This is a genomic window from Halalkalibacter alkaliphilus, from assembly GCF_023555415.1.
GTDB classification, from domain to species: Bacteria; Bacillota; Bacilli; order Bacillales; family Bacillaceae_D; genus Halalkalibacter; species Halalkalibacter alkaliphilus.
Map to the genome: position 1 here is coordinate 61,269 of NZ_JAKRYL010000010.1, position 15,125 is coordinate 76,393.

Here is a 15,125-nt window from a genome sequence, read left to right on the forward strand (position 1 = left end):
GTAATTAACAAGGAGGAGTAAGTGATGGGAAAGTTGATAAGTGGTTTCTTTCTGGTCAGCGAGTGGATCTCTCGATTTGCAGTTGCGAATTTATTATGGCTCGCATTCACGTTTCCAGTCTGGATTGTTGTGCTTAATACGATCATGCTCAAATCCTATGATCTCTCGATACTGATCGTTTTATACGTAACCGTAACTGCTCCTCTTGTTGTATTCCCTGCAACTTCTGCGCTTTTTGCAGTGAGTCGAGATTGGGCGATGGAAAAAGAACAGGATACTGTTATAAGAGACTATTGGAACTATTACAGAGAGAATTATAAAAGTAGTTTAAAAATAGGAATTGTCCTGACAACAGCATGGGGGGTTCCAGTCGGGGATATATTTTATTTTAGTGATATTACCCCCTTTGTCACGTATGTCTTTGTTGGAATTGGATTATTCTTATTTGTTATAACGATCCATTCCTTTTCTGTTATGGTGCATTATGACATAAGAGTATCGGATGTACTAAGAAAAGCGCTCTTTTTTACAGTAGCTAAACCGTTAATAAGTTTCATTATTATCATGACAACGGCAATTATCTTGTTTGTTAGTGTAAATCAACTTAGGTTTTTGCTCATTTTTTTTAGCTTTTCAATTATCTCGTTTATATCAATATCGTTATTTTTAAAGATGTATTCAATGCTTATAGAGAAAAAATGATAGGAGTTTTAGGAGGGTCAATGTATAATGACAGCTACTATCCATTGCAATCTGTTTCAATATTAAAGTAAAATAATTATATGAAAATGATTTCATGTTCTAAAAACAGTGGAGTGATCGACAAGTGGCTAATATATCTGATGTTGCGAAATTATCAGGATTATCAAAAACGACGGTTTCGCGTGTAATAAATAACCATCCGTACGTTTCGGACAAAAAGAGAGAGCAAGTACTAAAGGCGATGAAAGAGCTTGGTTATATACCCAACCCTTCCGCTAGAAGGCTAAGAGGGCAGTTAACTACAACGATAGGTGTGATTGTACCTAGAATTGTGAATCCTTTTTTTGCGCATTTAATTAATTCTATTGAACAAGCTGCGTCCGAAAAGGGATATCAAGTGTTGATTGGCCAAAGTTATGAAGATAAAGAAAAGGAAGTAGCCTTTTTAAATCTATTAAAAACAAAGCAAGTTGATGGAATTATCATGACTTCGACTGAAAATGATTGGAACGTTATTGAGTCATATATCGAATATGGTCCAATAATGTTATGTAATGATTATGTTAATCAAGAGATAGCTCCTATGATTCGATTGAATCAAGCAAAAGGTGCGTATATAGGTGCGAATCATTTAATAGAGCGTGGACATCGAAAGATTGCATACTGTACAGGTGGCTTGTTTGATGAGCAGGGAAAAGGGAAAGATCGTAATCGTGGGTTTCAAAAAGCGCTAAGTGAGGCAGGTATTAAGATTAACCCAAAATGGATTTTCATTGATCAACATACGATTGAAGATGGTAAACACGTGCTAAGGCAAATCCTAGAGATGGAAGACCGGCCAACTGCTATTTTTACCGGGAGTGATGAAGTGGCAGGTGGAATTGTCATTGCAGCAAAAGAGAAAGGTCTAACAATTCCTAACGATCTTGCTGTTATTGGATTTGATGATCAACCGATTGCGGAAATACTAGATCCGAAACTAACGACCATTCGCCAACCAGTTGATCTGATGGGGGAAAAATCAATAGAAGTGATGATTGAAATGTTGGAGAATCCAGAAATGGAGATAAGAAATTACGATCTTCCAATAGAATTGATTGTACGACAATCGACATAATTTGTAAGGTGATCCTTAATAAATAACAGCAAAGTGAAACTTTAGAATGGTTTCACTTTGTATTTTAATAAGATAGATTTCCGGTGAAAGTGTATTATGGAGTAGTGTTTGTGTGGTTTGTATAATTATGGAATGTGAAAATTCGATAGAAAGCGTTGACAGAGTTTGAAAATCAAAAGTATAATAAAAACAGAAATCGGTTCCATAATCAAAAGTGAATTATTTCAGTGTAGTTATTAGTTGAAACTAGACAAACTTTTTTACTTGTATATGGAACCGATACCATATAATTATTAGTGGTTTCATCTAGCCTGTTTGTATGAATGTATTACAAAAAAACATTGGGTTAATTAACTATTTTTAACTCCACCTATTTTTGGAGTTGTATGGAACCGATACCACAACTAGAACTTTATCTAATGGAGGAAACAACATGGAAAAGAAATGGTGGCAAAAAGAAGTAATCTATCAAATTTATCCGAAGAGTTTCTATGATTCAAATAATGATGGGATAGGGGATATTAAAGGCATTACGCAAAAACTAGATTATTTACAGTCTTTGGGGATTACGATGGTATGGATTTGTCCGATTTACAAATCACCTATGGCTGATAACGGTTACGATATCTCAGATTATTATCAATTAAACCCTGAGTTTGGAGAAATGAAAGATCTGGATGAGTTAATTGATAAGGCAAAAGAAAAAGGAATAAAGGTTGTCCTTGATCTTGTTATAAATCATACGTCAGATGAACATCCGTGGTTCCAAGATTTAATTCAGAATCCTAAGACTAGTAAGTATAGAGACTATTATATTTTAAAATCAGGCGAAAATGGTCAAGCTCCTACTAACTGGCGCTCTGTTTTTGGTGGAAGTGTATGGGAGCCTTTGCAAGGTACAGATGAGTACTATTTCCATTCATTTGATGTGAAACAACCTGATTTAAATTGGGAAAACAAAGAAGTTAGAGAAGAGCTATATAAAATGGTGAATTACTGGCTTGATAAAGGAATTGCTGGATTTAGAGTAGATGCAATAACGTTTATTAAGAAAGATCAAAACTATGATAACCTTCCTGCTGATGGAGTCGATGGACTTGTCAAATGTACAAAGAAGGCCCGTAATCAGCCAGGAATTGAAGAATTTTTACATGAGTTAAATGACGAGACATTTTCGAAATATAACTGTGTAACGATTGGCGAAGCTCCTGGAGTACCATATGAACAATACGGAGATTACATCGGAGACAGCGGCTACTTTTCAATGATTTTTGATTTTAGATATGCAGACCTAGATGTTGCTTCTGGAAGTGAGTGGTTTAGAAGAATTGATTGGACTGTCCTAGATTTAAAGAAATTAATTTTCACGAGTCAAAAAGAAATTCAAAAAGCTGGTTGGGGAGCAAACTTTTTAGAAAATCATGATCAGAACAGATCGATCAGCAAGTATATAAAAGAAGAGGAGAACCGAAACTTCTATTCAGCGTCCATGCTAGGAGCTATGTTTTTCTATCTTCGTGGGACTCCATTTATCTATCAAGGTCAAGAAATTGGTATGACGAACTTTGAACGTAAAAGTATTGAAGAGTTTGATGATATCTCGAGCATTGATCAATATTATCGTTCTATGAAAGAAGGCTTTAGTGAAGAAGAAGCACTTCATTTTATAAACTTACGAAGTCGTGACAATTCAAGAACGCCATTTCACTGGAGCAATAAGGAATATGGTGGATTTTCAGAAGTTAAGCCTTGGTTAGGGATGAATGAGAATTACCAAACGATTAATGTCGAGCAACAAGAGCAAGATCCGAATTCAATTTTGCAGTTTTATAAAGAAATGATTCAAGTTAGACAGTCGAGCGAGGCGAGTGAGTGTTTAATTTATGGAGAGATTGAACCTATTTTAGAGGATCATCCAACGATTGTGGCATATAAACGAAAGTTTGGGGCTGAAGAAGTTGTTTGCTATTTCAACTTTTCGTCTGAGGATCAAACAGTTGAATTAGAACATAGCAAGTATGATGTTCTTTTAAATAATTACAAAGAAGAGATCGTATCTGAACAAAAATGTTCATTAAAACCTTACCAAGCACTAATACTCCAAAAGAAAGAAGCGGGTTATGATGAGTGAAAATAAATACGAACGTATAGGGAAAGAACTGATTCAAGTCATCGGTGAAGATAATATAGAATCGTATGTTCATTGTGCAACAAGACTACGATTCTCCGTTAAAGATCGGAAAAAGATTGATGATGAGGCCATTGAAAAAATTGATGAAGTAAAAGGTGTATTTTATAATGCAGGTCAATATCAGGTCATTTTAGGTACTGGAACAGTCAATAAAGTCTATTCTGCTTTAAGAGGAGGCAGGCCTGATGAAGAGGATGACCAAGCAAAAGAGGAATCCTCTTCTCATAATAAGGAAAAGGGAATCAGGAGGGCGGTTCGAACGTTAGCTGATATCTTTATTCCGATCATCCCAATTATTGCGGCAACGGGTTTATTCCTTGGTCTAAGAGGTGTTTTGACTAGTGATGCATTCTTAGGATTAGTTGGTATGAGTATTGACGATATTCCTGAATATCTATTAACGCTAACAGCTGTCCTAACAGATACAGCATTTGCTTTTTTACCAGCTTTAATCTGTTGGTCTGCCTTTAGGAAATTTGGTGGTATGCCTATCATTGGTTTCGTCCTGGGGTTAATGCTAGTTTCTCCTGCTCTGCCAAATGCATATGCAGTCGCAGACATTAATAGTGGGGTAGAACCTATTATTGCTTTTGGTTTCATACCGATTGTTGGGTATCAAGGTAGTGTGTTAACAGCTTTAGTTGTAGGGTTTCTTGGGGCTAAACTTGAGAGGAAATTACGTGCTGTTATGCCGAATGCATTAGATTTAATCTTTACTCCATTCTTTGTTTTGCTATCTATGATGATTACAGGGTTACTTATTTTAGGACCATTATTACATTTTGTAGAAGCGGGATTAGTAACAGTTGTAACGCAACTGATCGATATTCCACTTGGCATTGGCGGATTAATGATTGGCTTTATTTACCCGTTAGCGGTTATGACGGGAATGCACCATTTATTTATTATGATTGAAACTACCATGCTTGCTAATACTGGATTTAACCCTTTAATTACTCTTTGTGCCATGTATGGTTTTGCGAATGCTGGTACTTGTTTAGGGATTACTGTGAAAGCGAAGAAAAGCACAGTGAAGGTTACAGGAGCGAGTGCGACGGCGACTCAATTGCTTGGTGTTAGTGAACCGGCCTTGTTTGGTGTCGTAATGAGGTATAGTACGAAACCGCTTTATGTTATGATTGCTTGTTCCGCTGTAGGAGGTGCCATTCTCTCTTTATTGAATGTTCAAGCGAATTCATATGGTTTAGCAGTCGTTCTTTCTCCTTTAATGTACATTTATGATTGGAGTCAGCTACTTGCTTACCTTGTTGTATCCGTAATCATTTTTGCTGCTGCATTTATTATTACTTATTTATTTGCAGTACCGAAAGAAGTTATGGTGGAAGATGAAGATGTAAAAGTAAAGAATGCGGTTTAATTTTCTATATACAGTTGACAAGGGGAGTTCATGTGTGGACTCCCTTTTTATTTGTTGTAGCACTTAATAATGGCGCAGTTCCTGAAGTGATGGCCCCTTTAAAACAGTACCGTAAAATTTTATACTTTTCGAAATTAACGCTATGAAAATGAAGAGGAAAGCTATTAAAATGATCTTCGGGAGGGATTATAAAAAGATACTCTAGTTATCAGTGCGAACTAGAGTATCTTTTTGTCATATGTTTTTATTTGATTTGTAATACAAGCACTGATTTAGATGGCATATTAACGGTTAGTTTATTTTGTGCCAGTTTAAAATCATCAAATTTAGCTGGCTCAACATTATTTGGGGTTTCGAATGTATTATGTGCATTTATTTTCTCGGCGGTTAGTACACGTCCAATTACTTTGGAGTCTTTCGTTATTCCTTCTAGGTTTAATATGATTTCATCCGACTGATTTGGATGAATGTTGCAAATGGATATATTTATTTGACCAGATTGATCCTGTGAAGCGGATACATTAATCATTGGTAATTGGTCATCCTCATGCGTATAAAATGGACTGCTTACATTTGTAGGAAGTAATGTGGCGTCTTGATGCACCTTGTACATTTCAAACACATGATAGGAAGGAGTAAGAATCATTTTTTCACCCTCAGTTAAAATCATGGCTTGTAGAACGTTCACTACTTGGGCTATGTTAGCCATATGCACTCGATCACAATGGTTATTAAAAATATTTAAATTAATACTCGCTATTATTGCGTCACGCAATGTATTCTGCTGATATAAAAAACCTGGATTCGTTCCTGGCTCTACTTTAAACCATGTTCCCCATTCATCAATAATTACTCCGACTTCTTTATTTGGATCATATTTATCCATAATCGCTGTATGATTTTCAATAATTTCTTCAATTTTCATCGTTCTTTTCATATAATCAAACCATAATGTTTCATCAAAATCTGTAGCTGATGAATAGTTAGCGCGATTACGTGTGTAGTAGTGTAGGCTAATGCCGTTCATTTCTGGGCGATGATAATCCCAAATATTTTCAATAATAGCATCTTTGTCAGGCTCTGTTCTATCCATTCCTTCTCTCATCATGACTTCCATCCAGTGATAATCAGCTTCTTGAGGACCGCAAGCAATCTTATAGATTTCATTTCCTGATAAATCCTTGACGTATGTTTGATAGTTACGATATTTATCTGCGTAGTATTCAACACGCATTTTTCCGCCACAGCCCCAGTTTTCGTTGCCTATGCCAAAGTATTTTAACTTCCACGGCTTGTCACGACCATTTTTTCGACGTAATTTAGTCATGGGTGACTCACCATCAAATGTTAAATACTCAATCCATTCCTGCATTTCCTGTACGGTACCACTACCTACATTTCCGCAAATGTATGGCTCTGTTTCTAACTGTTCGCATAAATCCATGAATTCATGGGTACCAAAATGATTATTTTCGGTTACTTTTCCCCAATTCGTATTAACAATTGTTGGACGATCCTCCCGAGGTCCAATTCCATCTTTCCAATGATATTCATCTGCAAAACAACCACCTGGCCATCGTAAGTTAGGGATGTTTATTTTTTTTAGAGCTTCAACTACATCATTGCGAATCCCGCGTGTGTTTGGAATCGGAGACTCCTCTCCTACCCAAATACCCTCATATATACATCTGCCTAAATGTTCAGCAAAATGGCCGTATATATGTCGGCTGATAGTTTGATTATTATTCTTTTTATCAATATTAATTAATGATGTCATTTACGCACACTCCTTTATTTTTTGGGGAGCCTAGAATATGCTTGTTATTAAATTGGAGCTCAATGTCTAACGTATAGACCACATCCAGCCCCCTCAAGTACGATGAAAGTTACTCTTTCTCTTGATAATTGAAATACTCAAAATCCGCATGCAACTTCTGGCCGCTTAAATCTTGCGCACAAAGTCCTACGAATGTACCTGTGAACCGGATATAATCAGCATCATCATCAGAAAGGTTACTAATATCTATTTTACTTCCTACTTCTTTCCAATTATTATTATCAATAGAATAATAGAATTGCAGCCATTGTTGACTGATCACAGCCTTCAATTTACAATTGGAGGCTTCTGGAATGGAAATATCCTTTGCCAACAACTCATCATATTTTCCATGCTTTGATTCTATGATTCCTAAACATTTACCTAATTCCTCATGATAAGTTACACGAAGGTAGACATAGTCATCTGTGTCATAGTAGGCAATAAGACCTGCCATTTGTTGGAAGTTAGTTGGGGAATATTCGATTGCTGTTTCCACTTCCGCCTCGAAGCTTTCAAGTCTTCTAGCTACTATACTTTGATGATGGAAAGAGCTCATTGATTCTTCACCTTTTAATCGCAAATATCCCTTTCTCTCTGATAATGATACCCAATCCTCTGCAAAAGGTCTTCTTAATGAGTTCCAATACTTTTTAAAGGTGTTTGCTGAAAAGTCATCATAAGTACTTTCTTGTTCAAACGGATAAGCAGGTAAATTAGGTGCTTCCACTTCCCATTTGGGGTTATTTCCACCCTCTACTCTAATCCAATTGTCTTCTGTCCAATAACATTTTTGAATCGCAGTTTCTCGACCTAAGATACATTTTTTATCGACAACGGGACGTCCGCATAAATGGGCTATATACCATTCACCGTTTTGAGTTTCTACAAAACTTCCATGACCAGCCTTTTGTAGTTGAGACAAATCATCTTGATTTGATGTAAGAATAGGGTTAGTAGGATCCACTTCGTAAGGACCGAACAATGATTCTGAACGAGCAACAGTAACAGCATGTGTGTACCATGTGCCACCTTCTGCTGTAACTAAATAATAATAGCCGTTTCGTTTGTAAAGATGGGGAGCTTCCGTCAACTTTAATTCAGATCCCTTAAATATATTACGAATTGGTCCTACAAGCTTTTGTTCTTCAGGGGAATATTCTTGAAGTGCGATACCAGCAAATGAATTGGTACCTTTACGGAAGTCCCAAATCATATTAACTAGCCATTTCTTTCCATTATCATCATGGAATAACGAAGGATCGAAGCCGCTACTATTAAGGTAAACTGGATCTGACCACGGTCCTTCGATGTTTTCGGCTGTAACCAAGTAATTATGAGTATCCTTAAATGCTCCCATTCTACTTTTTACATCTGTATAGATTAAGTAAAAGAGTCCATCAGAATAGCTTAAAGCTGGAGCCCATACGCCCCCGGAATTCACATTTCCAATCATATTTAATTGAGAATTGCGCGTGAGTGGGTATGTAAGTAAATTCCAGTTTATCATATCTTTAGAATGATATATTTGTACTCCAGGAAACCATTCAAATGTTGATACCGCGATATAATAATTACCTTCTACTCTTAAGATCGATGGATCGGGGTGGAAGCCAGGGAGTATTGGGTTCTTAATTTTTTTCATAGTAAGTCATCCTTTCATTATTAAAATACATAGAGCAATAGGAATGATTGTCAGCGTTTACATTTTGATTGAGCTTATTACGTTTTTACTTTCACTTTGTATAATGGATATACTTACTATTATATTAAGCTATAAATATAGTATTAACAAGAATATTTGAATAAAAAAACAAAAAAAACCATATAACGATAACAATTATGATAAAAAATAAAAAATATAGTTGGAGAATGAAAATGGAAAACTACATCGTGAAAGTGTGTACTACATTAAAAAGACTGATTTAAATTAAGTCTTTGTTTCATAACGGGCCAAATGCGTTGCGTAACAGTCTATATAGGGCGTATTTATAGCGTTGTTTGCAACGGGATTTGGTTATAAGGTAAGGAATAGTGAATAACAAAATATTTCAGTTCATTTATTTTTGATTTGTATCAAAAAGCAAATAAATGAAATTAAATGTTGATAAAAATAAAAAAGAATAATAGAATAATAGTGTGAAAGTAAAAAAAGGAAACGATCGTGAGGAGAGAAAGGAGAAGTGTGTAGTGAAAATAGGTATTGGGAGTGACCATATTGGGTTTGATTTTAAAGAAGCAATTAAGGTTTTTGTAGAAGAGTACGGGCACGAAGTTGTTGATTTTGGTTGCCACTCTTGTAATGCGGTTGATTATCCTGATGTTGCATTTGAGGTTGCTAAAGCTGTCAGTGAAAAAAAAGTTGAACGCGGAATATTGATTTGTGGAACGGGTATTGGGGTAGCTGTTGCTGCTTGTAAATATCCTGGCATTCGAGCAGCCCTTACTCATGACACGTACTCGGCAGAAAGAGCGCAATTAAGTAATAATGCTCAAATTATTACAATGGGTGCACAAATCATAGGAGTAGAAGTTGGGAAAAAAGTGGTTGAAGCTTATTTGAATTCTCAATGGGCTGGTGGTTCGGAACGCAAGGTTAATAAAATTATTGAGAAAGAAAAAGAATTTTTTGATAAGATCAAGGAAGAAGTGTCAGGAAACCAATGTAGCTAATAGCGCAGTTCGATTTGTTATGATTCGGAAAACGAGAAAAAAATCAAGCTTCCCAATTCAAACTCTTTGATTATTGGTAGCTTGATTTTTTATTTTAAAACAGCTTTGGCTCAATGCAACACTTGGAATTTTATGCGCTGGGGAACTCTTAACAGGGGGAAGGAAGACCTTCCCGGCACCTGAAAGAAAAAACTCATGTGTAATAGAGTTTTTTTTGCAATAAAGTCTACTTATTCATATTAAAGGGAAGCAGCATTAATCAGTTCGATATTTCTTGAGGTGAGTTCATTGGTGATGCTCTCCTCAACCTCCTTATCAGTGATAATGGTGTTCACTTGATCGGTTTTGGCAAATACCCCACTCGAAACAGTCCCAATCTTTGAATGATCAATTAAAGCAATTACAACGTTAGATTTTTTAACTAATTCTCTCTTTAATTGTACTTCGTATAAATTAAAATCAGTTAATCCAGATTCAGGAGTGAATCCATTCGCTGATGTAAACATTAAGTCGATATTTACCTGATCTAGTAAATCTATTCCTAAGGTACCTTCAAGGGAGGTAGAACCTTTTGTCAGCATGCCGCCAATTAAGATAACTGTAATATTAGGGTTTTCATTCAATTCTAATGCTGCTTTAACCCCGCTAGTTATCACTGTTAAGCGAATGTTTTTTTGTTTTAAGAGGTAGGCTAATTCTATAGTGGTGGAGCTTGCGTCTAGTAAGATACATTGCTTTTCAACGACAAAATCTAAAGCTTTTTCTGCGATTAGTCTTTTTTGTTTTTGGTTTCTTTTCGCCCGTGCGGAGAAGCTTGTTTCATTAGTAGTAAATTCATTTAGTATAGCACCGCCATGAGTTCTTGTTAATAATCCCTCTTCCTCCATTTGATTAAGGTCCGATCGCAATGTAGCCTCTGATACTCCAATTTTTGAGGCTAGTTCCTTTACCGTTAATCGTTGTTTATCCTGTAAGAGGTGCATTATTTTACTTCTTCTTTCAGAAACAAACATTTTCATTTATTTTCACACCCTCATTAGTTAACATATAAATTTAATATAAGATATTTATAGGTCATTAGCAACCATTATTAGAAAAACAAATTATTTTTCCTTTTAAATCCATCGTAATTTTTATTATTTTCGTTCAAATTATAGTGTAATGTTTTTGCGTTCGAAAATATTATTGACAAAGTGATAATAAATGATAAAATAAAACTGTGAAACCGCAATCATAATATACATAATTGGAAGCGTTGTAATCGTGACAAAAACGTACTTAGGAGGATGTAAATATGACAATTAAATTTGGATGTCAAGGGTCTACTTGGGTTTTAGATTATGATATCGAAAAAGATATGTTAGATCAAATTATGGATGATATCGATAACGGCGGCTTTAAAGGACTTGATATGCAAGTCGCTCTATTAGGTAGGTATAAAGATTCTCCAGAACGTCTTAAAGAAGAGCTTGATAAGAGAGGATTAGAGTTAGCGGCCTTAACATTACCATTCCATTTTGAAGGTGGTAAGGAATCGGTTGAAGAAAGAGAATTAGCTGATTACTACATTAATTACTTAAAGAAATTTCCAGGTGCTAAAATGAATGTTCCATCCAGAGTCGGTCCAAACCGTGATAATCTAGTACAAAGACAAAAAGAAATTATCCAAGGTGCAAATGAACTAGGGAAACGAGCTCATGAAAATGGTATTATTACTTCACTTCACCCAATCTCGTATAAAACATCTTATTGGAGATTTAAAGAAGACTATGAAATACTTCTTGATGGATTAGATACGAAATATATGGGATATACACCAGATGTTGGTCATATTATTTTTGGTGGTATGGACCCTGTTGAAATCATTAAAGAATATTTACCTGCTATTAAACATGTTCACTTTAAAGATGCTACTACAAGTTGTGAATGGATGAAGATGGGTGAAGGGGATATTGACTTCAAGGGATGTGTACAGACTCTTGTTGATGGTGGATATGATGGATGGATTATGGTTGAAGAAGAAACGCCAGAAGCGCAAACGAATACTAGGCAGGTTATTGCTGAAATTGGCGATTATGTGGAAAAGAATTTAAAGCCTATTACAGAAAAAATAGTAAAATAATAAGTGTGCTAAGTTTTTAGAATTTAAGTAACTTGCTATTTAAAAAAATAAAAGCCTTAAACTACCTAGGATTAATAAAAGAGGAGTGAAACGGTTGAAGAAACTAATAAATAATCCAGATCATGTAGTAGAAGAGATGATTGATGGTTATGTCAAAGCACATTCTTCTTATGTAAAGAGGTTAGAAGAAAATGATCGTTCATTAGTTACATCTAAAGAAACTGCTGAAGGTAAAGTTGGAATTCTAATCGGTGGTGGTTCAGGTCATGAGCCAGCTTTCATGGGATATGTCGGAGCAGGAATGGCCGATGGTGTTGCTGTTGGTAATATCTTTGCATCACCACCACCAGCACCTATTTTGGAAGTAACCAAAGCAATTGACAAAGGAGCAGGTGTAGTCTACCTTTATGGAAATTATGCTGGTGATGTAATGAATTTCGGGATGGCTGCTGATTTGGCGGCTATGGAAGATATTCAAGTGGAAATGGTGATTGGTTCTGATGATGTAGCATCCGCTCCTAAAGAGGAAAAAGAAAAACGACGCGGAATTGCTGGGGAGTTTTTCATTTATAAAACAGCTGGCGCAGCAGCAGACTTTGGTTATAAATTAGAAGATGTTGCAAGAGTAGCTAGAAAAACAAATGATAATACACGTTCGATGGGTGTTGGGTTAAGTTCTTGTTCATTACCGCAAACAGGTAAACCTAGTTTTGTTTTAGATGAAAATGAAATGGAAGTTGGTTTAGGCCATCACGGTGAACCAGGCATTAGAAAAGCTCCAATCGACACTGCAGATAATGTTGCGGACGAACTTTTGAACCATATTCTTAGTGATATTGAGATAAACGAAGGTGATGATGTAGTAGTACTTGTTAATGGACTAGGGTCAACGCCGCGAATGGAACTGTATATTATGTTTAGAAGAGTGGAGAAAGTTCTTAAGGAAAAAGGAATCAATATTTACCGTTCTTATGTAGGTGATTATATTACATCCCTTGAAATGGGTGGAGCTTCTATAACGCTTACGAAGTTAGACGATGAATTGAAAAAGATGATCGATCATCCTGTAGATTGTCCTATGTTTGTTCAGAGATAAGGGGGATAAAGATGAATTTTACATCAAAAGATTTTCTCGATTATTTTAAGTTAGTTGTAGAAGTGATGGAGACTGAAAAAGATTACTTGTGCGACCTTGACCGTAAACTAGGGGATGGGGACCACGGAGTTACTATGTCGATTGGTTGGCAAGCAGTTAAAGAAAAATTAAACAATGAACTAGCAGATGAGACAGATTTAGGAAAAATTAGTTCCCTTGTGGGTATGACATTTCTAAATGCTGTTGGTTCTTCCGTAGGGCCTTTATATGCAACTGGGTTTATAAATGGAGGAAAAGTAGTTAAAGGTAAGTCTGAAATCAATGATACAGATCTTACTGAGTATTGGCTTGCGTTTATAAATGGTATTAAAGATCGCGGCAAAGCGCAAGTGGGGGACAAAACTATCGTTGATACCATTGACCCTGCAGGAAAAGCGTTAGAGGCAAGCTTTGCTGAATCGCAGGATTTTCTATCTGCGTTTAATGATGCGGTCTTAGCTGGTGAAGAAGGTATGAAATCTACTATAGATCTTGTTTCTAAAATAGGTCGTTCAAGCCGTCTAGGGGAGAGATCGAAGGGTGCGCAGGACCCAGGAGCTACTTCTGCTTATATGATATTGGATACCTTTCTTAAGGTTGTGAAAGCTCAATCTGTAAAAGGGTAGATAAAAGCATCCTTTATGAGGCTGCCCTAATATGGGGAAGTCTCTTTTGGTGTTCTGTTAAAGTTTTTTTGGCTTATACCTAATGTGGACGCAACTTTCAATAAATTTTGCTTTAGTGTGGACAATCCAAGTGCCCTCAGTTCTAGGCAAGAAACTGTTAATTGGTTGGCTAAATACAGAGTAATTTGTAAATGCCAAATAAACCTACAAAAACGCTCGGGAAAATCTGAGCGTTTTTCATATTCTAAAAGCTATCCGTTTGTTAAAAAGAATCATTATTTGTTTTTTCTCTCCCTGAAATGAACCCGTTATCTCATTCCCCTCTCTTTTGTTAAACGTTGATTTTCAGGAACGAATTATTAGTGAAATAAAATACCGCACCTAAAAACCAATTAAGGTCTCAAAAAGTGCGGTATAGATACAAGGGTACATAAGTGCATCCTTTGGTTAATAAATATTTAGTGTTTTCCGCCTTTAGGTGTTTGGTGATTAGCCATTCTTTCAAAAAAACGAATGATATAGGAATGGTCCATCATAGCATTACCATTAGCTATTTCAGAGCTAAAAATTTCTTTTACTAGGTTAGTAACAGGTAATGGCACTCCAATAGCATTTGCTGATGATTGTACATTTCCTAAATCTTTGTAATTAATTTCAATCCGTCCACCTGGTTCGAAATCTCTTTCAATAATCTTTGGCATCTTAGCATCCATTACAGCGCTTCCAGCTAATCCGCCATGAATAGCTTCGTACATCTTGTTTAAATCAATTCCGGATTTACTGGCAAATACGGACGCTTCTGATAATGCAGCGAGATTAATGCTCACAATGATTTGATTTACTAGTTTCGTAGCAGACCCAGTGCCGACACCTCCAACGTGAACAACGTTTGATCCCATAGTTTCGAATAATGGTAATACCTTGTTATAATCTTCTTCTTTTCCTCCAGCCATAATAGATAGTTTTCCTTCGATTGCCATAGGCTCTCCGCCACTTACAGGCGCATCAATAAAGGACATATTGTATTCTTGTAAACCGTTAGCAAATGACTTAGACTCCTCAGGTGAAATAGAGCTCATATCTACAATTAAAGTATTGGGTTTTCCGTTTTTAGCAAGGCCTTCATCAGAGAACAACACTTGGTTTACATGTTTTCCAGCAGGTAGCATTGTAAAGATAACGTCACAACTCTCAGCCACTTCTTTGTTAGAAGCGCATGCATTCCCACCTAATTCTACTAATTCATTAACTGCTTCTTTGTTCAGATCGTATAAATATGTTTGATATCCATTTTTAATTAGATGACCAGCCATTGGTTTCCCCATTATTCCTAATCCTATAAATCCAATTTTCATCTTTAATTAC

12 protein-coding genes are annotated in these 15,125 nt (G+C 36.0%); 8 read left to right on the forward strand and 4 right to left on the reverse strand.

Annotated elements, in window-relative coordinates; genetic code table 11:
* Positions 1 to 24 precede the first annotated feature (24 nt).
* From MF646_RS11090 to MF646_RS11105, 4 genes are all read left to right on the forward strand, one after another.
* Positions 25 to 702: a YesL family protein gene (locus tag MF646_RS11090; RefSeq protein WP_250096562.1), complete on the forward strand. Its 678-nt coding sequence runs from the start codon at positions 25 to 27 to the stop codon at positions 700 to 702.
* A 124-nt stretch (positions 703 to 826) separates the two neighbouring features.
* Complete coding sequence (locus tag MF646_RS11095; protein WP_250096563.1) at positions 827 to 1,819, forward strand: LacI family DNA-binding transcriptional regulator; 993 nt, start codon at positions 827 to 829, stop codon at positions 1,817 to 1,819.
* A 433-nt stretch (positions 1,820 to 2,252) separates the two neighbouring features.
* Positions 2,253 to 3,950, forward strand: a complete 1,698-nt coding sequence (locus MF646_RS11100) for a glycoside hydrolase family 13 protein (protein WP_250096564.1) — start codon at positions 2,253 to 2,255, stop codon at positions 3,948 to 3,950.
* Complete coding sequence (locus MF646_RS11105) at positions 3,943 to 5,388, forward strand: PTS transporter subunit EIIC (protein ID WP_250096565.1); 1,446 nt, start codon at positions 3,943 to 3,945, stop codon at positions 5,386 to 5,388. Before MF646_RS11100 ends, MF646_RS11105 begins: the two co-directional genes overlap by 8 nt.
* 244 nt (positions 5,389 to 5,632) lie before the next feature.
* Here MF646_RS11105 and MF646_RS11110 read toward each other — a convergent pair whose 3' ends face one another.
* Together MF646_RS11110 and MF646_RS11115 are read right to left on the reverse strand one after the other, a co-directional pair.
* A complete protein-coding gene (locus MF646_RS11110; protein ID WP_250096566.1) occupies positions 5,633 to 7,165 on the reverse strand; it encodes an alpha-N-arabinofuranosidase in 1,533 nt (510 codons plus the stop codon).
* Positions 7,166 to 7,274: 109 nt separating this feature from the next.
* Complete coding sequence (locus tag MF646_RS11115) at positions 7,275 to 8,849, reverse strand: glycoside hydrolase family 43 protein (RefSeq protein ID WP_250096567.1); 1,575 nt, start codon at positions 8,847 to 8,849, stop codon at positions 7,275 to 7,277.
* 545 nt (positions 8,850 to 9,394) lie between these two features.
* Between MF646_RS11115 and rpiB the strand changes: the two genes are divergently transcribed.
* Complete coding sequence (gene rpiB, locus MF646_RS11120) at positions 9,395 to 9,877, forward strand: ribose 5-phosphate isomerase B (RefSeq protein WP_250096568.1); 483 nt, start codon at positions 9,395 to 9,397, stop codon at positions 9,875 to 9,877.
* Positions 9,878 to 10,116: 239 nt separating this feature from the next.
* Here rpiB and MF646_RS11125 read toward each other — a convergent pair whose 3' ends face one another.
* On the reverse strand, positions 10,117 to 10,896 hold the full coding sequence (locus tag MF646_RS11125; RefSeq protein WP_250096569.1) for a DeoR/GlpR family DNA-binding transcription regulator: 780 nt from the start codon (positions 10,894 to 10,896) through the stop codon (positions 10,117 to 10,119).
* 275 nt (positions 10,897 to 11,171) lie between these two features.
* Here MF646_RS11125 and MF646_RS11130 point away from each other — a divergent pair, with 275 nt between their 5' ends.
* From MF646_RS11130 to dhaL, 3 genes are all read left to right on the forward strand, one after another.
* The gene (locus MF646_RS11130; protein ID WP_250096570.1) at positions 11,172 to 11,999 is read left to right on the forward strand and encodes a sugar phosphate isomerase/epimerase family protein; all 828 of its coding nucleotides are present in this window, start codon (positions 11,172 to 11,174) and stop codon (positions 11,997 to 11,999) included.
* Positions 12,000 to 12,093: 94 nt separating this feature from the next.
* Positions 12,094 to 13,095, forward strand: coding sequence for a dihydroxyacetone kinase subunit DhaK (locus tag MF646_RS11135; RefSeq protein ID WP_250096571.1), 1,002 nt, complete (start codon positions 12,094 to 12,096; stop codon positions 13,093 to 13,095).
* A gap of 11 nt (positions 13,096 to 13,106) precedes the next feature.
* The gene (gene dhaL, locus MF646_RS11140) at positions 13,107 to 13,760 is read left to right on the forward strand and encodes a dihydroxyacetone kinase subunit DhaL (protein ID WP_250096572.1); all 654 of its coding nucleotides are present in this window, start codon (positions 13,107 to 13,109) and stop codon (positions 13,758 to 13,760) included.
* 458 nt (positions 13,761 to 14,218) lie between these two features.
* Here dhaL and MF646_RS11145 read toward each other — a convergent pair whose 3' ends face one another.
* A complete protein-coding gene (locus tag MF646_RS11145; protein ID WP_250096573.1) occupies positions 14,219 to 15,115 on the reverse strand; it encodes a 2-hydroxy-3-oxopropionate reductase in 897 nt (298 codons plus the stop codon).
* Positions 15,116 to 15,125: the final 10 nt, after the last annotated feature.

What these genes read in the sequence shown, in the direction of transcription:
- MF646_RS11090 (WP_250096562.1), top strand. Translation starts at nt 25, where the DNA reads ATGGGAAAGTTGATAAGTGGTTTCTTTCTGGTCAGCGAGTGGATCTCT.
- MF646_RS11100 (WP_250096564.1), top strand. Translation starts at nt 2,253, where the DNA reads ATGGAAAAGAAATGGTGGCAAAAAGAAGTAATCTATCAAATTTATCCG.
- MF646_RS11105 (WP_250096565.1), top strand. Translation starts at nt 3,943, where the DNA reads ATGAGTGAAAATAAATACGAACGTATAGGGAAAGAACTGATTCAAGTC.
- MF646_RS11110 (WP_250096566.1), bottom strand. Translation starts at nt 7,165, where the DNA reads ATGACATCATTAATTAATATTGATAAAAAGAATAATAATCAAACTATC.
- MF646_RS11115 (WP_250096567.1), bottom strand. Translation starts at nt 8,849, where the DNA reads ATGAAAAAAATTAAGAACCCAATACTCCCTGGCTTCCACCCCGATCCA.
- MF646_RS11125 (WP_250096569.1), bottom strand. Translation starts at nt 10,896, where the DNA reads ATGAAAATGTTTGTTTCTGAAAGAAGAAGTAAAATAATGCACCTCTTA.
- MF646_RS11130 (WP_250096570.1), top strand. Translation starts at nt 11,172, where the DNA reads ATGACAATTAAATTTGGATGTCAAGGGTCTACTTGGGTTTTAGATTAT.
- dhaL (WP_250096572.1), top strand. Translation starts at nt 13,107, where the DNA reads ATGAATTTTACATCAAAAGATTTTCTCGATTATTTTAAGTTAGTTGTA.
- MF646_RS11145 (WP_250096573.1), bottom strand. Translation starts at nt 15,115, where the DNA reads ATGAAAATTGGATTTATAGGATTAGGAATAATGGGGAAACCAATGGCT.